Origin of the sequence: Streptomyces sp. NPDC050658 (assembly GCF_044457025.1) — a bacterium.
In the GTDB taxonomy this organism is placed as follows: Bacteria; Actinomycetota; Actinomycetes; order Streptomycetales; family Streptomycetaceae; genus Streptomyces.
Genome location: NZ_JBITGM010000001.1, coordinates 401,598 through 424,119, shown reverse-complemented (window position 1 = coordinate 424,119; position 22,522 = coordinate 401,598). Strand labels below are relative to the sequence as shown.

Annotated in this window: 20 protein-coding genes; 11 read left to right on the top strand and 9 right to left on the bottom strand. The window is 72.2% G+C overall.

Annotated features, from left to right (window positions below; genetic code table 11):
• Positions 1-32 precede the first annotated feature (32 nt).
• The 5 genes from ACIBKX_RS01995 to ACIBKX_RS01975 all read left to right on the top strand — a co-directional run bounded on the left by ACIBKX_RS01995 (position 33) and on the right by ACIBKX_RS01975 (position 4,360).
• Positions 33-1,199: an NAD(P)/FAD-dependent oxidoreductase gene (locus ACIBKX_RS01995; protein ID WP_399375662.1), complete on the top strand. Its 1,167-nt coding sequence runs from the start codon at positions 33-35 to the stop codon at positions 1,197-1,199.
• A gap of 89 nt (positions 1,200-1,288) precedes the next feature.
• Entirely contained in the window at positions 1,289-1,654 is a 366-nt protein-coding gene (locus tag ACIBKX_RS01990) for an Rv2175c family DNA-binding protein (RefSeq protein WP_363272515.1), read from the top strand.
• Between the two features lie 83 nt (positions 1,655-1,737).
• The gene (thiE, locus tag ACIBKX_RS01985; protein WP_363272514.1) at positions 1,738-2,391 is read left to right on the top strand and encodes a thiamine phosphate synthase; all 654 of its coding nucleotides are present in this window, start codon (positions 1,738-1,740) and stop codon (positions 2,389-2,391) included.
• 131 nt (positions 2,392-2,522) lie between these two features.
• Positions 2,523-3,443 carry a methylenetetrahydrofolate reductase [NAD(P)H] gene (gene metF, locus ACIBKX_RS01980; protein ID WP_363272513.1) on the top strand — a complete coding sequence of 307 codons (921 nt, stop codon included), beginning with the start codon at positions 2,523-2,525 and terminating at the stop codon, positions 3,441-3,443.
• A gap of 44 nt (positions 3,444-3,487) precedes the next feature.
• Positions 3,488-4,360 carry a hypothetical protein gene (locus ACIBKX_RS01975; protein ID WP_363272512.1) on the top strand — a complete coding sequence of 291 codons (873 nt, stop codon included), beginning with the start codon at positions 3,488-3,490 and terminating at the stop codon, positions 4,358-4,360.
• 10 nt (positions 4,361-4,370) lie between these two features.
• Here ACIBKX_RS01975 and ACIBKX_RS01970 read toward each other — a convergent pair whose 3' ends face one another.
• The 5 genes from ACIBKX_RS01970 to ACIBKX_RS01950 form a co-directional block, all read right to left on the bottom strand.
• Entirely contained in the window at positions 4,371-5,906 is a 1,536-nt protein-coding gene (locus tag ACIBKX_RS01970; RefSeq protein ID WP_363272511.1) for an NAD(P)/FAD-dependent oxidoreductase, read from the bottom strand.
• A 45-nt stretch (positions 5,907-5,951) separates the two neighbouring features.
• Positions 5,952-6,566, bottom strand: coding sequence for a DUF4126 domain-containing protein (locus tag ACIBKX_RS01965; RefSeq protein ID WP_363272510.1), 615 nt, complete (start codon positions 6,564-6,566; stop codon positions 5,952-5,954).
• A gap of 369 nt (positions 6,567-6,935) precedes the next feature.
• Complete coding sequence (locus ACIBKX_RS01960) at positions 6,936-7,553, bottom strand: TetR/AcrR family transcriptional regulator (protein ID WP_363272509.1); 618 nt, start codon at positions 7,551-7,553, stop codon at positions 6,936-6,938.
• 29 nt (positions 7,554-7,582) lie between these two features.
• The gene (locus tag ACIBKX_RS01955) at positions 7,583-9,667 is read right to left on the bottom strand and encodes a YhgE/Pip domain-containing protein (protein WP_363272508.1); all 2,085 of its coding nucleotides are present in this window, start codon (positions 9,665-9,667) and stop codon (positions 7,583-7,585) included.
• On the bottom strand, positions 9,654-10,469 hold the full coding sequence (locus ACIBKX_RS01950; RefSeq protein WP_363272507.1) for an ATP-binding cassette domain-containing protein: 816 nt from the start codon (positions 10,467-10,469) through the stop codon (positions 9,654-9,656). The genes ACIBKX_RS01955 and ACIBKX_RS01950 overlap by 14 nt, the downstream gene beginning before the upstream one ends.
• A gap of 163 nt (positions 10,470-10,632) precedes the next feature.
• Between ACIBKX_RS01950 and ACIBKX_RS01945 the strand changes: the two genes are divergently transcribed.
• The 3 genes from ACIBKX_RS01945 to ACIBKX_RS01935 all read left to right on the top strand — a co-directional run bounded on the left by ACIBKX_RS01945 (position 10,633) and on the right by ACIBKX_RS01935 (position 12,747).
• The gene (locus tag ACIBKX_RS01945) at positions 10,633-11,160 is read left to right on the top strand and encodes an SAV_6107 family HEPN domain-containing protein (RefSeq protein ID WP_363272506.1); all 528 of its coding nucleotides are present in this window, start codon (positions 10,633-10,635) and stop codon (positions 11,158-11,160) included.
• Positions 11,161-11,291: 131 nt separating this feature from the next.
• The gene (locus ACIBKX_RS01940) at positions 11,292-12,062 is read left to right on the top strand and encodes a methyltransferase (RefSeq protein WP_363272505.1); all 771 of its coding nucleotides are present in this window, start codon (positions 11,292-11,294) and stop codon (positions 12,060-12,062) included.
• A gap of 274 nt (positions 12,063-12,336) precedes the next feature.
• The gene (locus tag ACIBKX_RS01935) at positions 12,337-12,747 is read left to right on the top strand and encodes a DUF3040 domain-containing protein (RefSeq protein ID WP_363272504.1); all 411 of its coding nucleotides are present in this window, start codon (positions 12,337-12,339) and stop codon (positions 12,745-12,747) included.
• 172 nt (positions 12,748-12,919) lie between these two features.
• Here the strand turns inward: ACIBKX_RS01935 and ACIBKX_RS01930 are convergent, their stop codons facing one another.
• The 4 genes from ACIBKX_RS01930 to ACIBKX_RS01915 all read right to left on the bottom strand — a co-directional run bounded on the left by ACIBKX_RS01930 (position 12,920) and on the right by ACIBKX_RS01915 (position 18,616).
• The gene (locus ACIBKX_RS01930; protein WP_363272503.1) at positions 12,920-15,343 is read right to left on the bottom strand and encodes a DUF3488 and transglutaminase-like domain-containing protein; all 2,424 of its coding nucleotides are present in this window, start codon (positions 15,341-15,343) and stop codon (positions 12,920-12,922) included.
• Between the two features lie 43 nt (positions 15,344-15,386).
• Positions 15,387-16,748, bottom strand: a complete 1,362-nt coding sequence (locus tag ACIBKX_RS01925) for a DUF58 domain-containing protein (RefSeq protein ID WP_363272502.1) — start codon at positions 16,746-16,748, stop codon at positions 15,387-15,389.
• Positions 16,748-17,767, bottom strand: coding sequence for a MoxR family ATPase (locus ACIBKX_RS01920; RefSeq protein ID WP_363272501.1), 1,020 nt, complete (start codon positions 17,765-17,767; stop codon positions 16,748-16,750). Before ACIBKX_RS01920 ends, ACIBKX_RS01925 begins: the two co-directional genes overlap by 1 nt.
• A 225-nt stretch (positions 17,768-17,992) precedes the next feature.
• Complete coding sequence (locus ACIBKX_RS01915; RefSeq protein WP_363272499.1) at positions 17,993-18,616, bottom strand: carbonic anhydrase; 624 nt, start codon at positions 18,614-18,616, stop codon at positions 17,993-17,995.
• A gap of 361 nt (positions 18,617-18,977) precedes the next feature.
• On the opposite strand from ACIBKX_RS01915, the gene rsmH reads away from it, so the two are divergent.
• From rsmH to ACIBKX_RS01900, 3 genes are read left to right on the top strand one after another with little or no spacing between them, the layout of a single operon-like run.
• Positions 18,978-19,937 (top strand): 16S rRNA (cytosine(1402)-N(4))-methyltransferase RsmH, encoded by a 960-nt coding sequence (rsmH, locus tag ACIBKX_RS01910; RefSeq protein ID WP_363272498.1) that lies wholly within the window; start codon positions 18,978-18,980, stop codon positions 19,935-19,937.
• Between the two features lie 47 nt (positions 19,938-19,984).
• Positions 19,985-20,536: a septum formation initiator family protein gene (locus ACIBKX_RS01905; protein WP_363272497.1), complete on the top strand. Its 552-nt coding sequence runs from the start codon at positions 19,985-19,987 to the stop codon at positions 20,534-20,536.
• Between the two features lie 5 nt (positions 20,537-20,541).
• On the top strand, positions 20,542-22,503 hold the full coding sequence (locus ACIBKX_RS01900; RefSeq protein ID WP_363272496.1) for a penicillin-binding transpeptidase domain-containing protein: 1,962 nt from the start codon (positions 20,542-20,544) through the stop codon (positions 22,501-22,503).
• The last annotated feature ends 19 nt before the right edge of the window (positions 22,504-22,522 follow it).

Genomic DNA, 22,522 nt, shown 5'->3' with positions numbered 1-22,522 from the left:
CAGAGCGCCGGGTGGTCGTCGTCGGCGCGGGGATGGCCGGGGTGCAGACCGCGGTGGCCCTGCGCGAGCAGGGGTTCACCGGTGCGGTCACGCTCATCGGGGCGGAACCGCACCAGCCGTACGACAGGCCGCCGCTGTCCAAGGCGGTACTGCTCGGCAAGGCGGAGGGCTCCGCCTTCGACGTCGACTTCGAGGCGCTGGGCATCGAGCTGAGCCTGGGCCACGAGGTGACGGGCCTGCGCCCTGCCGACCACCAACTGGACACCGCCACCGGACCGGTGCCCTACGACGCCCTGGTCATCGCGACCGGCGCCGAGCCGATCCTGCTGCCCGGCGTCTCCGGAGTGCCCGGCGTCCATCTGCTGCGCACCCTGGACGACGCCGAGCGGCTGCGGCCCGTGCTCGCCGAGCAGCACGACATCGTGGTCGTCGGCGCGGGCTGGATCGGCGCCGAGTTCGCCACCGCCGCGCGCGAGGCGGGCTGCGCGGTCACCGTGGTGGAGGCCGCCGAGCGACCGCTCGCGGGGGCGCTGCCCGCCGAGGTCGCCGCGCCGATGGCCGGCTGGTACGCGGACTCCGGGGCCGAACTGCGCACCCACGCGCGCGTGCGGAGCGTCGAGCCCGGCACCGTTGTCCTGGACGACGGGACCAGGCTTCCCGCGGGCGCCGTCGTCGTCGGCATCGGCGCCCGGCCCGCCACGGACTGGCTCACGGACTCCGGGATCGCCCTGGGCGCCCACCGGGAGGTCATCGCCGACGACCACCTCCGGACGTCCGAGACGGACGTGTACGCGGTCGGCGACTGCTCCTCCTTCCCTTCGGGAAGGTACGGGGAGCGCCTCCTGGTCCATCACTGGGACAACGCGCTCCAGGGCCCGCGCACGGTCGCGGCCAACATCATCGGCGAGACCCCCGCGGCGTACGACCCGGTGCCGTACTTCTGGTCCGAGCAGTTCGGCCGCTTCGTCCAGTACGCGGGACACCACGCCTCCGCCGACGCCCTGGTGTGGCGCGGCGACCCGGCGGGCGCCGCCTGGACCGTGTGCTGGCTGCGGGCGGGCGCCCTGGTGGCGGTGCTCGCGGTGGGGCGCCCCAGGGACCTGGCCCAGGGCCGCAAGCTGATCGAGTCCGGCACGCACCTCGATCCGGACAAGGCGGCGGATCCCTCCGTGCCGCTCAAGAAGGCCGTCCGGGAGTAGCGGCAGAGACGGCGGCGGGGGAGGAGCCGCCAAGGCGACGGCGGCCGCTCCCACGCCCTCTGTCGGTCCCCGGGGATACGCTTTGCCGTGTGACCGAGATTGACGCAAAGACTGATGCTCTCGTCCCCGACTGGCTCCACCTCCCCGACATCGCCGAAATGCTCGACGTCGAGGTGACGCGCGTGCGCCAGCTGGTCAAGGAAGGCCAGCTGATCGCCGTGCGCCGTGGTGAGAACCGCGCGCTCCAGGTGCCGGCCGCCTTCATCGACGGCGACAAGGTCGTCAAGGGCCTGACCGGCACCCTGACGCTCCTGAGGGACGACGGCTTCACCGACGAAGAGATGCTGGAGTGGCTCTTCACTCCCGACCCGACCCTGCCGGGCACCCCCGCGCAGGCGCTGAGCGAGAATCGCGGCACGGAGGTGAAGCGCCGCGCCCAGGCGCTCGCCGTCTGACCTGAACCGAAACCGCGCGGTGTACGGGCCGCGGCACGCTCCGAGCGGCCCGTACGCCACCGATCACCCGGGGGGAACACTCCATGGCCATCACGCCTGCCCGCGAGCAGCTCGCCGACGCCCGCCTCTACCTGTGCGTGGACGCCCGCAAGCGCCAGGGAGACCTTCCGGAGTTCCTCGACGCCGTCCTCGCGGGCGGCGTCGACATCGTGCAGCTGCGCGACAAGGGCATGGAGGCGGCCGAGGAGCTGGACCACCTCCAGGTCTTCGCCGACGCCGCGCGGCGGCACGGAAAGCTCCTCGCCGTGAACGACCGCGCGGACGTCGCGCACGCCATCGGCGCCGACGTGCTGCACCTGGGCCAGGGTGACCTGCCGGTGCCCGCCGCCCGCCGCATCCTCGGCGATGACGTGCTCATCGGCCGCTCCACGCACGCCGAGTCCGAGGCCGCCGCGGCGGCCGTCCAGGACGGCGTGGACTACTTCTGCACGGGCCCCTGCTGGCCGACCCCCACCAAGCCGGGCCGGTACGCCCCCGGCCTCGACCTGGTGCGCTACACCGCGTCGCTGGGCACGGACCGCCCCTGGTTCGCCATCGGCGGCATCGACGCGGGCAATCTGGACGAGGTGCTCGAAGCGGGCGCCCGGCGTGTCGTCGTCGTCCGGGCGATCACCGAGGCGGACGACCCGGCGGCGGCCGCCGCCGAGTTCGCCAAGCGGCTCCGGGCCGCCGTCTAGCGGCCGGACGCCCGCACGCTAGGGGCTGACGGGCGGTCGTACAGGGGGTCGCGGGGCCGTACCCCCAGACCTCTGTCCGGAAGGTGGACGGGGATTGGCCGGTAGCGGGGCCCCGTCGCTAACCTGCCCGTATGGCCCTAGGCACTGCTTCGACCAGGACAGATCGCGCACGCACCGTGCGCGACATGCTCGCGACCGGCAAGACCACGTACTCGTTCGAGTTCTCGGCGCCGAAGACCCCGAAGGGCGAGCGCAACCTGTGGAACGCCCTGCGCCGGGTCGAGGCGGTGGCCCCCAGCTTCGTCTCCGTGACCTACGGAGCGGGCGGCTCGACGCGTGCGGGCACGGTCAAGGAGACCCAGCAGATCGTCGCGGACTCGACGCTCACGCCCGTCGCCCACCTCACCGCGGTCGACCACTCCGTGGCCGAGCTGCGCAACATCATCGGGCAGTACGCGGACGCCGGGATCCGGAACATGCTCGCGGTCCGGGGCGACCCGCCCGGCGACCCCCTCGCGGACTGGGTGAAGCACCCCGAAGGCCTCACGTACGCCGCCGAACTGGTCCGCCTGATCAAGGAGTCGGGCGACTTCTGCGTGGGCGTCGCGGCCTTCCCCGCGATGCATCCGCGCTCGGAGGACTGGGACACGGACGTCCGGCACTTTGTCGACAAATGCCGCGCGGGCGCCGACTACGCGATCACCCAGATGTTCTTCTACCCGGAGGAATATCTGCGCCTGCGTGACCGCGTCGAGGCCGCGGGCTGTACGACGCCGATCATTCCGGAGATCATGCCGGTGACGAACGTGCGCATGCTGGAGCGACTGCCCCAGCTCAGCAACGCCAGCTTCCCGCCGGCGCTCAAAGAGCGCATCCTCACAGCCAAAGACGATCCGGCGGCTGTACGCTCCATTGGCATCGAGTTCGCGACGGAGTTCTGCGCACGTCTCCTCTCCGAGGGTGTGCCGGGGCTGCACTTCATCACGCTCAACAACTCCACGGCGACGCTGGAAATCTACGAAAATCTGGGCCTGCATCACCCGCAGGCCTGAACGGCCGTACCCCTGGGGCGGCGGCCTAGGGGAGAGGGGCGTACATGGGCTGGACGGTCCTCTACATCGCGTTCGGATGCGTCGCGCTGTGGCTGCTGGGCGAGGTGCTGCTGCAGTACAAGGCGCGGCTGCGCTGGCGGCTGCTGGCCTTCGGGGGCTTCCTCGGGGTGGTCGTCGGCGTCCTGATGCCGTCGGTGGTCGTCATCGGCGCCGGCGCGATCGCCTTCGCGACGGGACAGACGTACGTGACGCTGTCCTTCCGCCGCGGCTTCTCGACCGGCTGGGCCCTCGGGGGCCAGCCGGGCCTGAGCAAGCGCCGCAAGACGACGCAGCGCGCCGAGGTACAGGACCCGACGCTCCAGGTCTCCGACCTGGAGTACCAGCACCCCGACCACCCCGCGCCGCCCGAGCACGCGCCGGAGGTCGGGGTCTACGCGCCGGAGCCGATGCCGGACGACACGGGCCAGTACGGCGTGTACAGCGACTCGGCGTACGCGCAGCAGCAGTCCGCCCAGGACAGCGGCTACGGCTACGACACGTACTCCGCCGCGGGCTATGACCCCCAGCAGCCCTACGCCTACGGGGAGACCGGGCAGCAGCAGTACGCCGCGTACTCCGACCCGTACATCGGCACGCAGACGTACGGCGGCGGCCAGAGCTACGACACGTACGGCGACCAGCAGCAGTACGCGCCCTACCCCGCGGCCGACTCCTACGGAGGCGACGCCGGGACCTACAGCGAGACGCCGCCCGGCGGCGTGTGGGTGCCCCAGCAGCGCAACGCCGAGGACCCCTACGGGTCGTACGGGAGCTACGGGGGCGAACTCCCGCCCGAGCAGCCCTACCCCGACCAGGGCGGGCAGCACCTCGACGGGAACGGGTACGACGCCGGGTACAACGAGCAGTACCGGTACTGACGGCGGCGGCTCACTGCGAGCCGCGGAACTCCGGGCCCTCCACGATCAGTCCGGCGACCAGCGTGCCCGACATGCCCGCGTGCGGCAGACCGCCGCCCGGATGCGACCAGCCGCCGACCGCGAACAGACCCGGTACGCGCGTGCCGTTGGCCGGGTGCAGCAGCCGCCCGTCGCCCGCCGCCAGGGACGGGGGAGGGACCGCGCCGCCCTCGGCTCCGGTGGCCTCCGCGATGTCGGCCGGGGTGCGCACCTCGTGCCACAGCAGCCGCTCCCGGAGCCCGGGCACGGCGGCCTCGGCCCGCGTCAGGACCCGCTCCACGTCCGCTTCGGTGATCTCGGTGACTTCTGAGTGTGCGGGCACCGTGAGCGTCAGGGTGACCGCTTCGTGCCCGGCGTCGGGCGTGAGCTCGGGGTCGTCCGGGCGCAGCACCGTGACGGTCGGGGACGCGGGCACTGCGGGGCGGTCCCCGAAGAGCCGGTCCAGCTCGTCCTGCCGGTCGGCGGTGTGCAGCACCGTCCGGTGCGGCGTCCCCTCCGGCCGCGCGCCGCTCAGCGCCAGGTGGACGGTGAGCCGGCTCGGCAGTCCGGAGCGGGCGGGCACCTCACCCTCCGCCCGTATGTTCACACCGGAGGCGTCCGTCAGGCCGGGGAAGCCGGAGAGCAGCCCGTCCAGGACGCCGGGCGCGACACCGGCGACCACGAAGTCCGCCTCGTGGTGCGTCCCGTCCGCGAGCTCGACGCCCGCCGCGCGGCCGTCCTTCTCGACGATCCGGGCCACCGGGGAGCCGAACGCGAACTCGACCCTGCGGGCCAGGCACCGCTCGTACACGGCCCTGGCCAGGGCGCGCATGCCGCCGGCCACCGACCAGGCGCCGAAGGTGTGCTCCAGGTAGGGCAGCACGGCCGCGCTTGCCGGGGCCGTGCGGGGATCGAGGCCGTACGCCAGGGCGTACTGCTCCAGGAGCGCGCGCAGGCGTGCGTCCCCGCCCAGCTCCAGCTCGGCGACCTCGGTGAGGGTGGCCGCGCGGCGCTCGCGGCGCAGGAGGCGCTTGTGCGGCACCGAAGGGTAGGGCTCGCGCTCGGCGAGGACCTGCCAGTTCGGCCAGAGCGGCTCTTCCAGGAGGGGGCGGCGGGTGCGGTCCCACGCCTCACGGGCGCGGTTCATGAACGCCGACCAGAGAGCCCCCGCGCCGCTGCCGAGGGCGCCGTCGAGTGCTTCGCCGACGCCCGCGCGGGACGCGTTCGGCAGGTCCGCCGTCGTGCCGTCCGCGAAGACGTGCCGGACCGCGGGCTCCACCTGGGACAGCTCGACGCACTTCTCCAGCGGCTCCTTGCCCGTCTTCACGAACAAGTCGCGGTAGACGGCCGGGAGATGGAGCAGTCCCGGGCCGGTGTCGAACGCGAAGCCGTCCCGCTCGACGCGGCCGAGCGCGCCGCCGTACGTCCCCGACCGCTCGTGCACCACCACCCGGTGGCCCGCGACGGCCAGCCGGGCGGCCGCCGCCATCGCGCCCATCCCGGCGCCGATCACCACAATCCGTGCCATGCGAAAAACCTTAGCGGCCCGCACCGACAGTCCCGCCGGGAGCCCTCAGCGGGGCGGCCGTCCCACCTGCGCCGCGAGCCGTTTCTCCTCGCGCCGCTGGGCCCTGCGCCGCAGGAACCGCCGGATCCGTGAGACCAGGAAGACCAGCAGCAGGATGCCGATGAGCAGCAGCACGGCCGCGATGATCGCCGCCGCCTCCGGATAGAACATCGCGAAGCTGATGATCCCGCCGACCCCGAGATCCTCCGCCGTGCTCACCACGATGTTGCTGAACGGCTCGGGCGAGGTGTTGATCGCCATCCGCGTCCCGGCCTTGACGCAGTGGCTGGCCAGCGCGGTCGAGCCGCCCACCGCCCCGGCCGCCAGATCCGGCAGCGAACCGCTCTGGCCCGCGAGCAGCGCCCCGACCACGGCCCCCGACACCGGCCGGATCACCGTGTGCACGGAGTCCCACACCGAGTCGACGTACGGAATCTTGTCGGCGACGGCCTCGCAGGCGAACAGCACACCGGCGACGATCAGCACGTCGGTGCGCTGCAGCGACTCGGGCACCTCGTCGGTGACGCCGGTCGCGCCGAAGACACCGAGCAGCAGGACCACCGCGTACGCGTTGATCCCGCTCGCCCAGCCGCTGGTGAAGACCAGGGGGAGTACGGACACGGACGTGATCGTAACCAGAGCGGAACTCTCCGTCCTGGGGATGAGTGCCCAGGCCTGAGTATCCGTACCTAGGGAGGGAGATGAGTACGCGCGCGGATGGGGCCCGACCTGCGCGGACGGAAGAGTGAGGGGCACGGAGAAGGGCGCAGCGCCGGTACCGCCGACACGGGGCGGCGGAACGGTGCGGCGCCCTTGGCCGCTCCTCCCACCCCACCGAAGGTGGGAGCGAGACACGGGGGTGACTCGGGGGACTCGGGGGCTGACCGCCCCGGGGGACCGAACGGGGGGCTTCGGGGGAACGAGAAGGCGCTGGCCCGGTGCCGCCTGGAGGATCAGGCGGCACCGGGCCAGCGCTGTGTCGTGTGCCGCTCAGCGGCTTCCGCTCACCCGTCCCTGGAGCAGCCGCGAGAGCGCCGAGTGCACGTCGTCGATGGACCGCTCCGGCTGGAAGGCCTGCCAGTCGAGCGCCGCGACGAGGACCATCCCGACGAGGGCCGCCGCCGTCAGCGGGATGTCGATCTCCTCGCTCAGCTCGCCGTTCTCGACGCCCGCGCGCAGCACGTCCTCGACCACCGCGACCGCCTGCTGCCTGACCACCATCAGCGTGGACTGCCAGGCCCGGTTGGTGCGCCACAGCTCGGCGACGTACAGCTGGGTGAAGGCCGGATAGCGGTCGATGAAGACCAGGCCCGCCCGGATCATCGCGTCCAGCGCGTCGACCCTGCTGCCGCCGCGCGCGTCGGCGCTCTCGGCCGCTTCTTTCAAAGAAGCGGTGAGCAGGCCGACGCCGTGCCGCAGCAGCTCTTCGAAGAGGACCGACTTGCTCGCGAAGTTGTAGTAGACCGTGCCCTTCGCGACCCCGGCCCGCTCGGCGATCTCGTCGACCGTCGTGGCGGAGAAGCCCTGCTCGGCGATGAGCGTGACGGCCGCCTCGTAGAGCTTCTGCCGGGTGGCCTCGCGCCGGGTGCTGGTTGCGCTGCTGTCCATGGGCCCGATTCTCACAGGTCTTGCGGTGCTCACAGGCTCAGCTCCGGGTGCAGTCGGTCCAGCGTCCACACCTGCTTGCGGCGCGCGGAGAGCGCGGTGAGCGCGAGGGCGCCCAGGGTGAAGGCCGTGAGCACCGCGCACGCCTGCCAGACGGGGCCGAGACCGCCGCCCGTGATGAGCCTCCTCAGAGCGTCGACGACGTAACTCATCGGCAGGAAGGGGTGGATCGCGCCGAAGAACGACGGGCTCGTCTGGACGGGGTACGTGCCGCCCGCCGAGGTCAGCTGGAGCATCAGGACCGCGAGGACGAGGATCCGGCCCGCCGCTCCGAAGCGCGCGTTGAGCCACTGCACGATCGCCGCGAAGCAGCACGTCACCAGAGAGAGGAAGCCGACCGTCCCGGCCGCCCGCGCCATCTGAAGGCCGAGGCCCCAATGCAGCACCGACATCAGGGCGGCCGTCTGCAGTACGCCCAGGGCGGCGACCGGCAGCCAGCCCGCGAACGCGATCCGCCAGGCGGAGGCACCCGCGGCGAGCGCCCGCCGGTTCAGCGGCTGGATCAGCATGTACGCCACCATCGCGCCGACCCACAGGGAGAGCGGGATGAAGTACGGGGCGAAACCGGTGCCGTAGTTGGGCGCCTTGTGCAGCGACTGCGAGGCGAGCTGCACCGGGTCGGACATGACGTCGGTGCGCTGGTCGCGGTCCTTCTTGCCGTAGTCGGGGATCTGCTCGACGCCGTCGTGCAGTCCGCTCGCCAGCTTCCCGGAGCCGTCGGCCAGCTTGAACATGCCGCCCTTGAGGTCGCTCGCGCCCGTCTTGAGCTTGCCGACGCCCTCGTCGAGGTCCACGGAGCCGGTCTTGGCGGTGCCGAGGCCCGTGTGCAGCTTCTTGGCGCCCTTGGCGACCTTCCCCGCGCCCTCGTTGAGGTCGTTGATCTGGGTGACCGCCGTCTCCAGATCCTCGTCGAGGTGCGGGGCGCGGTCGGCGAGCGCCTGCGACTTCTTCTGGAGCGTGGCGAGGTGCTTGTCGAGCGCCTTGACGTCGCTGTTCTGGTCCTTGATCAGGGTGTTCATGTCGTCCGCGATGGCCGACACGTTCTCCGCGGACTTCTTGGCCTCCTTGAGCTTGGGGCAGGAGGGGTCCGGAAGGGGCGCGTTCTCGCAGCGGTCCGTGTAGAGCTCGCCGATGACCTTGGAGCCGTCGGCGGCGCCCTTGGCCGCCACGGGGGCGAGCTTCACCCAGGTGTCCAGGTTGTGGCGCATGGCCTTGGAGGAGTCGGCGACGAGCTGCGCGGTGTCCCCGATGGTCTTGCCGTTGTCCTTCAGGAAGGGCCGGACCTTGTCCGCGGTGCCGTTGACCTTGTCGGCCAGCTTCTGCGTGCCGTCCGCGACCTTCTTGGAGCCGTCCTTCAGGTCGCCGGCGCCCGTGTGCAGCTTCTTGATGCCGCCCGCCAGGTCGCCGCTGCCGTCCTTGGCGTCCTTGAGGCCCTTCGCGAGCTCCTTGGAGCCCTTCTTCGCCTCGCCGATGCCGCCGTCGAGCTTGTCGGCGCCCTTGGCCGCCTTCTCGGTCGCCCCGTGGATGTCGGAGAACGAGATGAAGATCTTGTCGAGGAAGGAACGCGAGGCCTTCGTGGAGGCCGCCGTGCGCACCTCGGTGAAGACCGTCCGCGAGATCTGGCCGACGATGTAGTTGTTGGCGTCGTTCGTGCGGACCTGGAGAGCACCCGTCTCCGGAGAGTCGCCCGAGCTCGACGCGATGCGCCTGCTGAAGTCGGACGGCATCGTCAGCGACAGGTAGTACGTCCCGTCCTCGACGCCCTCGCGCGCCTCGGCCGCGCTGACCTCGTGCCAGTCGAACGTCTCGCTGTCCCGCAGCCCCTCGACGATGCCGTCGCCCGCCGCGAGCTTCTTGCCCCCGGCGGTGGCGCCCTTGTCGTCGTTGACCAGCGCCACGGGGATGCGGTCCAGTCGGCTGTACGGGTCCCAGAAGGAGCACAGGTACAGCGCGCCGTACAGCAGCGGCAGCAGCAGGAGCGCGACGAGCGCGGCGCGGGGCAGCTTCCCCCTGCCGAAGCGCCGGAGTTCGAGGGAGGCCAACTTAGGCGCGCGCATCGGCCGTCTCCTTGTCGTCGGTCCGGGTCTCGGAGTCGGTGTCCGTGTCCGTGTCCGTGACCGTGTCGGTCTTGGTCTCGGCCTCGGTCTCGGTGGGCCGCGCGGTGGTCACGACGACCGCGTCTTCGGGGGCTTCGCTGCACACCGCGACCACCGTCGTGCCGCGTCTGGTGAGCGTCCTCAACAGGTCCCAGGCGGCGACCCGTTCGGCGTCCGAGAGCTTCAGGTCGATGTCGTCGACGCCGAGCAGCTTCGGCCGGCCGATCAGGGCGAGCGCCACGGAGAGCCGCAGCGCCTCGACGCGCTCCAGGTCGCGTACGGAGGTGCGACGCCCCTTGGGCAGCGACTCCATGTCGAGTCCCGCCGCGGTCAGCGCGGTGTCGATCCGCAGCCGCGTCTCGTTGGCCCGCTCGGCCCGCGGCTTCAGGAGACCTCGCAGCGAGCCGCCGAACCGCCGCTCCAGGAGCGCCCGTTCGTGCAGATGCTCGGCGACGGTCAGCGCCGGGTCGAGGTCCGTCACGCCGGGCACCGGGCCGAGACCGCTGATCCGGCGGACCGCGGCGAGCTGCTTGGGCAGCCGGAATCCGCCCACCGCCGCCTCGCCCTCGGTGGGGCGCATCCGTCCGGTGAGCGCGAGCAGCAGGCAGGTGCGGCCGGTCCCCGACGGGCCCTCGACCGCGATCAGCGCCCCGGGCTCCGCCTCGACGTCGATCCCGCGGAACGCCCAGCCCCGCGGCCCCTTCAGGCCGAAGCCCTTGGCCGTGACGGCGGCTCCGCGCCCCCCATCCGTCGGACCGTGCACGGTCCCCCCCTCGTCGCCCTCTTTTGAACTGACTGGTCAGTGCAAAAGTTAGCCCGAACCCACGATCGAGGCAAAGTCGCAGGTCAGAGCCGATTGTCAGTGGCGTACTTCACGATGTGCACATACGGCCACAGAGCCGTCACGCGACGACAGGAGGTTCGTCATGGCCAGCACTTCCGCAGCAGCCGCACGTCGGCACCGCCCCGTCGGCCCTGCCCCCTCACTGACCGGTCCGGCGAGCGACGTCCACCCCGTCCTGCGCCGGGCCACGGCCCCGCCCGCCGCACTCGAACTGCTCGCCCAGGCCCGCGCCGGACTCGACGAGGCGGCCCACCTGGAGACGCCGAACGAGCGGTACGCCACGGCGCACCTCGCCGCCCTGCGCACCGCCGCCGCCGTGCTCGCCGCCCGAGGCCGCCCCGAGGCGTCACCGCGCCGCAGGCAGCGGATCCGGAGCGCCTGGGAAGTGCTCCCGGAGATAGCACCCGAACTGACCGAGTGGAGCGCCCTGTTCGCGTCCGGTGCCGCCCGCAGGGCCCGCGCCGAGGCGGGCATACAGGGCGCGGCCACCACTCGCGACGCCGACGACCTGATGCGTGACACCGCGATGTTCCTGCGCCTGGTCGAGCGGATGCTGGTGCTGCAGCCCGTGCTGCCCCAGCCCAGGCAGGAGCCGCCGGACGCCGGGTGACGGGGCAGTCGGCCGAAGGCAATAGGGTGGGAACGCCCGCACCCTCCTCCGCCGCTTCATAGGCCGAGAGGAGGGAACCCCCCTAGCTCCGCCGCGGACCACGCGGCGGACGCGCCGAGGAGTCAACTGCCGTGTCGGACCCGATGCGCCCCCGCGCTTCTCTCCGTACCGCCGTGGTCTGGGAGGTCCTCAAGGACGCTCTCGACCGCCGGGTCAAGGCCACGGGCCGTGAGTCGCTCGACGTGCTCGACACCGGGGGAGGCAGCGGCAACTTCGCCGTGCCCGTCGCCCGCCTCGGCCACACCGTCACCGTCGTCGACCCCAGCCCGAACGCGCTCTTCGCGCTCGAGCGCCGGGCCGCCGAAGCAGGCGTCGCCGACCGCGTGCGCGGCGTCCAGGGCGACGTACACGGCCTCTTCGACGTGGTGGAGCGCGGCGGGTACGACGCCGTGCTGTGCCACGGCGTCCTGGAGTACGTGGACGACCCCGCCGAGGGCGTCGCCAACGTCGTCGGCGCCCTGCGCCCCTCCGGCGTCCTGAGCCTGCTCGCAGCGGGCCTTGGCGGAGCCGTCATCTCCCGGGCGCTCGCCGGGCACTTCACCGAGGCCCGGCAGGCGCTCGGCGACCCGGCGGGCCGCTGGGGCGAGGGCGACCCGGTGCCCCGCCGCTTCACCGCCGAGCAGCTCACCGAGCTGCTTGAGGGCGTGGGCGTACGGGTCGGCGCGGTGCACGGAGTGCGGGTCTTCGCCGACCTCGTCCCCGGCGTCCTGGTCGACACCGAGCCCGGCGCCCTGGAGGCCCTGCTCAAGCTGGAGGCCGCCGCCGCCGAGCTGTCCGCCTTCCACTCCGTGGCCACCCAGCTCCATGTGCTCGGTGAGACGGGGGAGGCCGCCGGGGCCTGACATCCGCCCTGGCCGCGCCGCTGATCAGCGGCGCAGCGGCACATGGAGTAGAGCACACACCCTCCGAACGGGGCATGGGCGCCGTATGATCGAGGCAGACCGTCCGGCATGCCGGACCGGCTGCTGGGGAATGCACGCTTCAGCGGACCGGCACGGCAGGGCGGTCCGGTTTGGCGAAGTTGGCGCAGAGGGGCGGGTTTCACGGGGGCGATTCCCTGCCTATCCTGAAGGGGACCCCCGGTCGCCCCGGCGACTGCACGATGAGGAGGACTCCGTGCCGCTCTCGGAGCACGAGCAGCGCATGCTCGAGCAGATGGAGCGAGCGCTGTACGCCGAAGATCCCAAGTTCGCGACAGCGCTCGAGGGAAGCGGGCTGCGTACGTACACCCGGCGACGGGTCTACCAAGCGGTCGCGGGCTTCCTTGTGGGTATCGCCCTTCTCATGGCCGGAATGGTCGCCCAGCAGATCTGGGTGAGCGTGGTGGGATTCCTCGTCATGCTGGGATGTGCGGTGCTCGCGGTCACCGGATGGCGCAAGGCGCCCAAGCCGGGTGAACAGCCGGCCGCAGGCGCGGCGACGGCACCAGGCGGCGCTCCCGCCCGTCGGCAGACCAGGCAGCGCCGGTCGGTGATGGACCGGATCGAGCAGCGATGGCAGCGCCGTCGCGACGAACACGGCCAGTGACTTTCTGAATCTTCCGTCGGCTGATCCTTAGTCGGCTGATCTTCCTCAGCCGACTAAGGATCAGCCGAACTTCCTCAGCCGACCTTCCTCCGGCTGGTCTCTCTCCGGCTGGTCGAGAACACGCGTAAGGGGTGCCCGCCATGGCGGGCACCCCTTACGCGTTCTCTCGGACTCAGCCCTCCTGCTGTGACGGCCGCGACGGCCTCCGCAGCGCCGCCCACCGCCGCGCCACCCGCTCGGACCAGCGGGCCCTGACCGCCGCCCAGCGCTCCGAGAGGGCCCACGCCACCCGTGCGGCCGAACGCGGTGCGAGCGTCGCCCGCAGCCGCGTCGCGCGCCCCACCGTGGCCCGCAGCCCGTCCCGTACCCGAAGCACGTCGTCGGCCAGCCCGGCCGTCGGCTGCGGCCGTGGCGCGTACAGCACCTGCTCGACCGCGGCCGCGACGCGATGGACCGATTCCGCCGGGGCCGCGGTCAGCTGCCCCACCCGGACGATCCGGGCGGCCGCCTTGCGCGGGGTCTGCGACTCGTCCGGCGTGATCCCGTGGTCCCAGGCCGTGTCGGTCACTTCGAGCCAGGCGGCGAGCGTCCGCGCCGCCGCGTCCTGCTCCGTACGGCCCGGGGCCCCCAGGCGCACCGCCCTGATCCGCTTGCGCCACAGCATGGGAAGCAGCGGCACGGCGACGACCAGCAGAGCCGCGAGCGTCACGGCGAGGATCGTGCCGATCGGCGGTCCGTCACCGCCCGAGCCGCCCGCGAGCGCCGGGGCCGTGCTCGCGCAGCCGCCCTGCTTCTGCTGGTCGGCCGGGCAGCTCGCCGAGGCCGAGGGCTCGCTGGACGGCTCGGAGGACTTCGTCGGCTCCGGCGCCGCCGGGTCGCTCGCCTCGTCGGACGGGGTGTCCGAGCGGGTGTAGTCCGGCACCGTGCCCCGGTTCGGCGTCGGCTCGAAGCGGGTCCAGCCCACGCCCTCGAAGTACAGCTCGGGCCAGGCGTGCGCGTCCCGCAGACCGACCGACATCGAGCCGTCCGCCTGCGCCGCGCCGGGCGTGAAGCCCACCGCCACGCGCGCCGGGATGCCCAGCGTGCGCGCCATCGACGCCATGGCGAACGAGAAGTGGACGCAGAAGCCCTCCTTCTGCTCCAGGAAGCGGGCGATCGCCGCCGGGCCACTGCCCGCGCGTACCTGCGTGTTGTACGTGAAGCCGCCCTCCGAGGCGAACCAGTCCTGGAGCTTGACCGCCTTCTCGTAGTCGTTCGACGTGCCCCGCGTGATCCTGCGGGCCTCCGACGACACCACCGAGGGCAGCGAGTCGGGCACCTTGGTGAACTCGCGCCGGAAGGCCTCGGGCGCCTGGGGCGCGTCGGCCAGCTGGGCGGCCGTCGGCTCCACGACCAGGCTCTTGACCTGGTACTGCGCGCCGCGCGTCGTCTGCCCGCGGTCACCGACGAGGGCGCGCCCCACCGGCTCGTACCGCCAGCGTCCGCTGATGTCGACCTCGCTCGCCGGGTACGGCATCGGCAGCCAGTTCTGCGCGTAGCTGTCGGCGGCCGAGATATTGGTCTGGATCTCCGTCCTCGGGACGTCCGGGGCGAGCCCCGGCGGGTCGTCGAGCCGCGAGGGCACGTCCTGGATGCGCCGGACGGTGGTCTTCCACGTCGTCCCGTCGAACTGGTCCAGCGAGACGATCCGCAGATACATGTCCTGGGTCGACTCGGCGTTCGTCTTGTACGAGATGACCTCGCGGTCCTCCGGCTCGTTCAGGCTGTCCTGGAGGGCGACCAGCGGATTCACCGCGGAGATCGTGCCGCCACCGCCGGAACCCGAACCTCCGGGACCGCCGGAACCGTCGAGGAGGCCGCCGTCGAGCGCGGGCAGGGCGATCGGCACCACCAGGGCGATGCCCAGTGCGACCGCGCCGATGCGCCGCCCGGTGCGGATCGGGGCGACCGCCCCGGCGTCCGTCTCCAGGCCTCCCGAGATCCGCCCCGGACCGCGCGCGGCGCCTCCGAAGACGCGCCCCCACTGCGCGAGCCGGTCCCGGCCCTCGGCCAGGAGCAGCAGCAGATAGCCGGCGGCCGCCAGGAGGAACCACAGCCATCCGGCGCCGTCCCCGGAGAGACCCGCCGCGACCGAGTACAGGGCGAGCAGCGGCAGACCCGCGGGCGCCGCCGTACGGAACGTCACCGCGAGGGCGTCCACCGCGAGGCCGATCACCAGGACCCCGCCGACCAGCATCAGCCGGATGCCGTCGCTCAGCGGCGCCGGGATCGCGTACTGCCCGACGTCGTCGCCGCCCGCCTGGAGGAGCAGGCCGAACTCCCGGAACACGTCGGGACCCGGCAGCACCCCGCCGATGGCCTGCTCACGGGCGAACACCAGGGTCAGCAGGAGCAGCGTCACCAGGGCCTGCACCGCGACCGTCACCGGCCGGGCCAGCGGCACCCGCCGGGTGAGCGCGCCCACGCCGCTCTGCAGCGCGAGCAGGATCGCCGCCTGGACGAACCAGGTGGCCGGATCGACGAGCGGGATCAGCGCTCCCGAAGCCATCAGCGTGGCCGCCGTGGCGCTGAGCGCAAGCCGCGCGCGCCCACTCATGAGCGTCCCCCCGTTGTCGTACGTATGGTCAGGGCGGCCCGGATCATGCCCAGCCCCCCGTCGTCCCCGCCGTGGGAGCCGGGCCCGCGGTGGTGCGCAGCTGGTCCGCCTGGCGCCACAGGTCCCCCAGGCCGGCGCCCGGTGGCACCGCCACGGCCGTCCAGCCCGCCTCGCGCAGCATCCGCAGCCGCTCCTCGCCGGGGCCCGCGGGCGCGCCCGCGCCCTGCGCCCAGACCGTGCTGTCCAGGACGAAGGCGACCGCGGCGCCGCTGCGCTGCCGCATCTTGGCGGCCACCGTCGCCTGCTCCTCGTCCAGGTCGCCCAGGAACGCGATCAGCAGGCCCTCGTTGCCGCCGCGCAGCACGTCGTACGCGCGTGAGAGCCCCGAGCCGTCCGAGTGGTCGACCACCGCGAGGGTGTCCATCATCAGGCCCGCCGCGTCCGCCGACTCCTGGCTCGCGCCCGCGAAGCCGTCCGCGCCCTCGCCGGGCACCGAATTGCCGGTGTCGGTCAACAGCCTTACGGAGAAGCCCCGTTCGAGCATGTGCACCAGCGCGGACGCCGTGCCCGACACCGCCCACTCGAAGGCCGAGTCGGGACCCGCGCCGCGGAAGGCGAGCGCGCGGGTGTCCAGGAGCACCGTGCAGCGGGCCCGCTGCGGCTGCTCCTCGCGGCGCACCATCAGCTCGCCGTAGCGTGCCGTGGAGCGCCAGTGGACGCGGCGCAGGTCGTCGCCGTGGCGGTAGCCGCGCGGGATCACGTCGTCCTCGCCCGCGAGCGCCAGTGAACGGTTCCGCCCGTCGCCGTACCCCTTGGCCTCACCGGAGAGCCGTACCGGAGGCAGCGCCTCCACCCGTGGGATCACCGTCAAGGTGTCGTACGTCGAGAAGGAGCGGGTCAGTTCGCACATCCCGAACGGGTCCGTGAGCCGGAGCTGGAGCGGCCCGAGCGGATAGCGCCCCCGCAGGTCCGAGCGGACCCGGTAGGACACCTCGCGGCGCCCGCCGGCCTCCACCCGGTCGAGCACGAACCTGGGGCGCGGCCCCAGGACGTACGGCACCCGGTCCTGGAGCATGAGGAGCCCCGTGGGAAGCCGTGAGACGTTGTCCATCCGCAGATGCACGCGCGCCTCCGAACCGGCCGGCACGCGCGCGGGGGAGAGCCTGCGGCTGCCCGCCACGCGGTAGCGGGTGCGGTAGAGCACCGTCGCGCAGACCAGCGGGAGCACCGCGAGCAGCAGTCCGACCCGGAGCAGATCGCCCTGCCCCAGGACATACGCGCAGATGGCGGCGGCGATGCCCGCCGCGAGGAACGAACGCCCGCGCGTGGTGAGACCCGCGAGCGCGGTCCGCAGCCCGCCCCTGCCCTCCTCGGCCTGCGCCGGCTGCGGCCCCCCTGCCGCCATCACAGCCTCCGGGCGCCGGGCGGCTGCTGACCGAAGTAGCCGCTGTTCGGCTGGGCGGCGGCCGGGACGGGCGTCCGCTGGAGGATCTCCAGGACGACCGATTCGGCCGTACGCCGGTTCAACTGGGCCTGCGCGGTGGGCAGCAGCCGGTGCGAGAGCACCGCGACGGCGAGGGCCTGCACGTCGTCAGGCAGGGCGAACTCACGGCCGCTGAGCGCCGCGGAGGCCTTCGCGGCCCGCAGCAGATGCAGCGTCGCGCGCGGTGAGGCGCCGAGTCTCAGCTCCGGGTGGTTGCGGGTCGCGGCGACCAGGTCGACCGCGTACCGCCGCACGGCCTCGGCGACATGGACCTTTCGGACCGCGTCGATGAGCTTCACGATGTCGTGCGCGTGCGCCACCGGCTGGAGGTCGTCCAGCGGCGAGACGCCGCCGTGCACGTCCAGCATCTGCAGCTCGGCCTCCGCGTTCGGATAGCCGATCGAGACGCGCGCCATGAAGCGGTCGCGCTGCGCCTCGGGCAGCGGGTAGGTGCCCTCCATCTCGACGGGGTTCTGCGTCGCCACCACCATGAAGGGGCTCGGCAGTTCGTAGGTCTGCCCGTCGATGGTGACCTGGCGCTCCTCCATGGACTCCAGGAGCGCGGACTGCGTCTTCGGAGACGCGCGGTTGATCTCGTCGCCGATCACGATCTGCGCGAAGATCGCGCCGGGCTTGAACTCGAAGTCCCGGCGCTGCTGGTCGAAGATGGACACACCGGTGATGTCCGACGGCAGCAGATCAGGCGTGAACTGGATGCGCCGCACCGAGCAGTCGATGGACCGCGCGAGCGCCTTGGCGAGCATGGTCTTGCCCACGCCCGGCACATCTTCGATCAGCAGGTGCCCCTCGGCGAGGAGCACGGTCAGCGAAAGCCGTACGACCTCCGGCTTGCCCTCGATCACACCCTCCACCGACCTGCGGACACGCTCCGCTGTGGTGGTCAGATCTGTGAGGCTCGCTCGATCGTCATAGGTCGTCACCCGGCCCTCCTCGGACACGTTCTCCGGGCCGGCGCGTCAGTCGCCGCCCGGCCCACCCCGAATCACGGACACCACGCCGAAAAGGTTCAGCGCGATGCCCCACACCGCATTCTTGTTGGGCGTACCGGGTTGTGTCACTCGCCTGTGGACAACTGGCGGCGATATGTCGGGTCTTGCGGCCTTTTGGGCGCCGTCCCGGTGGAGACGGCGCCCGGTCGGGTCCGGCTACGCAGGGTCGATCTCCCGCAGCAGACCGGTGGTCACATCGAAGACGAATCCACGTACATCGTCCTTGTGCAGCAGGAACGGTGAGGTCCGCACGCGTTCCATCGACTGCCGGACGTCCTGGTCGACGTCGCGGAAGGACTCGACCGCCCAGGCGGGGCGCTGGCCGACCTCCAGCTCGATCTCGTGCCGGAAGTCCTCGGTGAGGCTCTCCAGGCCGCAGCCGGTGTGGTGGACGAGGACCACGCTCTTGGTGCCCAGAGCGCGCTGGCTGATGGTCAGGGAGCGGATGACGTCGTCGGTGACCACGCCTCCCGCGTTGCGGATGGTGTGGCAGTCGCCCAGCTCCAGGCCGAGCGCGTCGTGGAGGTCGAGGCGGGCGTCCATGCACGCGACGACCGCGACATGGAGGACGGGGCGGGCGTCCATGCCCGGATCGGTGAAACCGGCGGCGTACTGGTGGTTCGCCTCGATGAGGCGGTCCGTGACGGTGCCGCCGGCGGCTATGTCACCGATCGGCGCTGCGGGAGAGTGGCCCGTAGGGGATGCGGAAGTCGACATGACTATGACCGTAGTCGTCACTGATCGCTCGGGCCCGCTGTGAGAAGGGACAAAGAACGTCATTGAGTCTTGTTGTGAGGTAACCCACAGGGGTGGAGCGGCTGCGGCCGAACGGGTGAGGACACCCGATCCGCCGCCCGTCGAAAGGCCTGTCCGCGACGCGCAGGCCAGTTGATTGACCGGGCGACAGGGTGGACTAAAGTGACGCGAAGTGGGAGACGTGACCTGTTCCCCGCTGGACTGTTCACCCAGGGGATTCCCGAAATCCCCTCCCATGTGCGCGGCGCGTACGTACGGCTCGGCCTCCTCCCGCTCCCGGTCGGCTGACGCCACTTCCCCGGCGCCAGCAGACCGTTCCCCTTCTCGAGCGGGCGGGGACCCGGCAGTGCGTACGACGCCACCGCGCCGGACCTGAGAGGGCCCCTTGACCGACAACAGCCGACACGTCCCGGTGATGCTCCAGCGGTGCCTGGACATGTTGGCCCCGGCCCTCGCACAGCCGGAAGCGGTCGTCGTCGACTGCACGCTCGGCCTCGGCGGACACAGCGAGGCGCTGCTCTCCACCTTCCCGTCGGCCCGGCTGATCGGCCTCGACCGCGACAAGGAGGCGCTGCGCCTCTCCGGGGAGCGGCTCGCCCCCTTCGGCGACCGGGCCACCCTGGTGCACGCGGTGTACGACGAACTCCCCGACGTGCTCGACCGGCTCGGCATCGCCAAGGTCCAGGGCGTCCTCTTCGACCTCGGCGTCTCCTCCATGCAGCTCGACGAGGCGGACCGCGGCTTCGCGTACGCCCAGGACGCGCCCCTGGACATGCGCATGGACCAGACGACCGGCATCAGCGCCGCCGAGGTCCTCAACACGTACGCCCCCGGTGAACTGGTGCGGATCCTGCGCCAGTACGGCGAGGAGAAGCAGGCCAAGCGGATCGTGTCCGCCGTCGTGCGCGAGCGCGAGAAGGAGCCGTTCAGCAACAGCGCGCGGCTCGTCGAGCTGATCCGGGACTCCCTGCCGCAGGCCGCCAAGCGCACCGGCGGCAACCCCGCCAAGCGCACCTTCCAGGCGCTGCGCATCGAGGTCAACGGCGAGCTGAGCGTCCTGGAGTCGGCCATCCCGTCGGCCGTGCAGGCGCTCGCCGTCGGCGGCCGGATCGCCGTCCTGTCGTACCACTCGCTGGAGGACCGGCTGGTCAAGCAGGTGTTCGCGGCCGGTGCCGCGTCGACCGCGCCGCCCGGTCTGCCGGTCGTGCCCGAGCGCTACCAGCCCAAGCTCAAGCTGCTCACGCGCGGCGCGGAGCTCCCCACCGAGGAAGAGGTCGCCGAGAACCGCCGGGCGGCCCCGGCACGGCTGCGGGGTGCGCAGCGCATCCGCGAGGAGGCCCTGTGAAACGCGGCCGCGAGGAGTCCCGTGAGCGGCGTCCCTGAGGAGGCCCCATGAGCAAGAAGCCCGAACTGCGGGGGCGGGCGGCCCGGCTCGCGCGGCTGCTGCCGTCGGGGCCGAGCCAGGCCGCCCGTACGCCCTTCGTGCTGCTCGTCGTGCTGTTGCTCGGCGGTGGCCTGATCACCCTCCTGATCCTGAACTCCTCGCTCAACGAAGGCTCGTTCCAGCTGAGCGAGCTGAAGCGGGAGACGACGGAACTCACCGACCAGGAGCAGGAGCTCCAGCGGGACGTGGACGCCTACTCGGCGCCCGACGCGCTCCAGCGCCGCGCCCGTGAGCTCGGCATGGTCCCCGGCGGCGACCCGGCCTTCCTGAACCCCGACGGCACCGTGCGCGGCGTGCCGGGAGCCGCCGCCCGGTCCTCGGCACAGGGGCCGCCCGAGCCGCGCCCCCAGGAAGTGGCCTCCCCGGCGCCCTCCGTCTCGATCCCGGTCCCGCCCGCCACGCCGGAGGCGACCCCGGCCGCACCGTCGCCGTCCCCGGAGACCGGCACCGCCCCGCCCACCCCCTCCGCGAAGCCCGGCCCCACGACCTCCGGCAGGTGACGTAAGTGACGGACCGTCAACCCCCGCGGCGCAGGGTGCCGGGTCCCGCGAGGCCCTCGCGACCGGCCCGCCCCGGCCCCCAGCGCAGGCCGGGGCAGGGGAGCCGCCCCGCCGCCCGCCGGCCGCACCCGGCCGCGCCCAGGCCCCGCACCATCCGGCTCGGCAGCCCGCGGCCCCGGCTGCGCATGGTGAGCCTCGGCCTGACCCTGGTGATGCTGGCCTTCGTCGTACGACTGCTCCAGGTGCAGGCCGTCGACGCCAGCGCGTACACGGCCAAGGCCGAGAAGAACCGCTACTTCAGCCATGTCCTGGCCGCCGAGCGCGGGGGCATCACCGACCGCAGCGGCGTCGAGCTCGCCGCGAGTGTCGACGCGTACGACATCACGGCCGACCCCACGATGTTCACGAAGAAGGAGATGGGCATCAAGGACGCGCCCGAGCAGGCGGCCGCGCTCCTCGCCCCGATCCTCGACAAGGACGCCGCCGAGCTGAGCAAGCAGCTCAGGAAGCCGAACACGCGCTATGTGCTGCTCGCCCGCCGGCAGACCCCACAGGCCTGGAAGCAGATCAAGGAGCTGCGCGGCGCCCTGGCCGAAAAGGCCCGTACGGACAAGAGCAGCAAGAACGTCCTGGCGGGCATCTTCCAGGACCCCAGCAGCAAGCGCGTGTACCCGAACGACAGCCTGGCCGCCGGGATACTGGGCTGGGTCAACGCCGACGGCAAGGGCGCGGGCGGCCTGGAGCAGCAGCTGAACAAGGAGCTCGCGGGCAAGGACGGCAAGATCCGTTACGCCCAGTCCGGCGGTCGCCAGGTGCCGACCGCGGGCTCCACCGAGACGCCCGCGGTGCCCGGCTCCGACGTCGAGCTGACCATTGACCGCGACATCCAGTGGGCCGCGCAGAACGCCATCTCCAAGCAGGTCGAGAAGTCACAGGCGGACCGCGGCTATGTGATGGTGCAGGACAACCGGACCGGCGAGATCCTCGCGATGGCCAACTCCCCGGGCTTCGACCCGAACGACCTCTCGCAGGCCGACGGCACGGCGATGGGCAACGCCGCGCTCCAGGACGCCTTCGAGCCGGGCTCCACCGCCAAGGTCATGTCGATGGCCGCGGTCCTGGAGGAGAACGCGGCCACGCCCGGCACGCACGTGACCGTCCCCAACCGGCTGCACCGCGGCGACCGGCTCTTCCAGGACGACATCGACCACCCGACCTGGCACCTCACGCTCAACGGCGTGCTCGCCAAGTCCTCCAACATCGGCACGATCCTCGCCACCGGCGAACTGGGCAAGACGCAGCGGGAGGCCAACAAGGTCCTCTACTCGTATCTGCGCAAGTTCGGCATCGGCAAGGAGACCGGGCTCGGCTTCCCCGGCGAGACCTCCGGCATCCTCGCCCCGGCCGACAAGTGGTCCACCTCGCAGCAGTACACGATCCCGTTCGGCCAGGGCGTCTCGATCAACGCGATGCAGGCGGCCTCCGTCTACTCCACGATCGCCAACGGCGGCGTCCGCGTAGAGCCCACCCTGGTACGCGGCACCAAGGGCCCCGACGGCCGCTTCACGCCCGCGCCCAAGCCCAAGAAGACCCGTGTGGTCAGCGAGAAGACCGCGAAGACGGTGGCGCAGATGCTGGAGTCCGTCGTCGACGACGAAGAGGGCACCGGCACCAAGGCGCGCATCCCCGGCTACCGCGTCGCGGGCAAGACCGGTACGGCCAACCGGGTCGACCCGCAGACCGGCCGCTACAAGGGCTACACCTCGTCGTTCGCCGGTTTCGCGCCCGCCGACAAGCCGCGCGTCACGGTCTACTGCGCGATCCAGAACGCCACCAAGGGCAGCTACTTCGGCGGCCAGATCTGCGGCCCCATCTACAAGGAAGTCATGCAGTTCGCCCTGAAGACGCTCCAGGTCCCGCCCACCGGCAAGGGCCCGGCCCGACTGCCCGTCACCTTCGAACCCTGAGCCCGTCCCCTTCGCACCC

What these genes read in the sequence shown, in the direction of transcription:
- ACIBKX_RS01960 (WP_363272509.1), bottom strand. Translation starts at nt 7,553, where the DNA reads ATGGACAGCAGCGCAACCAGCACCCGGCGCGAGGCCACCCGGCAGAAG.
- ACIBKX_RS01995 (WP_399375662.1), top strand. Translation starts at nt 33, where the DNA reads ATGGCCGGGGTGCAGACCGCGGTGGCCCTGCGCGAGCAGGGGTTCACC.
- ACIBKX_RS01975 (WP_363272512.1), top strand. Translation starts at nt 3,488, where the DNA reads ATGGGCTGGACGGTCCTCTACATCGCGTTCGGATGCGTCGCGCTGTGG.
- ACIBKX_RS01925 (WP_363272502.1), bottom strand. Translation starts at nt 16,748, where the DNA reads ATGGCGGCAGGGGGGCCGCAGCCGGCGCAGGCCGAGGAGGGCAGGGGC.
- thiE (WP_363272514.1), top strand. Translation starts at nt 1,738, where the DNA reads ATGGCCATCACGCCTGCCCGCGAGCAGCTCGCCGACGCCCGCCTCTAC.
- ACIBKX_RS01945 (WP_363272506.1), top strand. Translation starts at nt 10,633, where the DNA reads ATGGCCAGCACTTCCGCAGCAGCCGCACGTCGGCACCGCCCCGTCGGC.
- ACIBKX_RS01955 (WP_363272508.1), bottom strand. Translation starts at nt 9,667, where the DNA reads ATGCGCGCGCCTAAGTTGGCCTCCCTCGAACTCCGGCGCTTCGGCAGG.
- ACIBKX_RS01905 (WP_363272497.1), top strand. Translation starts at nt 19,985, where the DNA reads ATGAGCAAGAAGCCCGAACTGCGGGGGCGGGCGGCCCGGCTCGCGCGG.
- metF (WP_363272513.1), top strand. Translation starts at nt 2,523, where the DNA reads ATGGCCCTAGGCACTGCTTCGACCAGGACAGATCGCGCACGCACCGTG.
- ACIBKX_RS01915 (WP_363272499.1), bottom strand. Translation starts at nt 18,616, where the DNA reads ATGACGTTCTTTGTCCCTTCTCACAGCGGGCCCGAGCGATCAGTGACG.
- ACIBKX_RS01930 (WP_363272503.1), bottom strand. Translation starts at nt 15,343, where the DNA reads ATGAGTGGGCGCGCGCGGCTTGCGCTCAGCGCCACGGCGGCCACGCTG.
- ACIBKX_RS01970 (WP_363272511.1), bottom strand. Translation starts at nt 5,906, where the DNA reads ATGGCACGGATTGTGGTGATCGGCGCCGGGATGGGCGCGATGGCGGCG.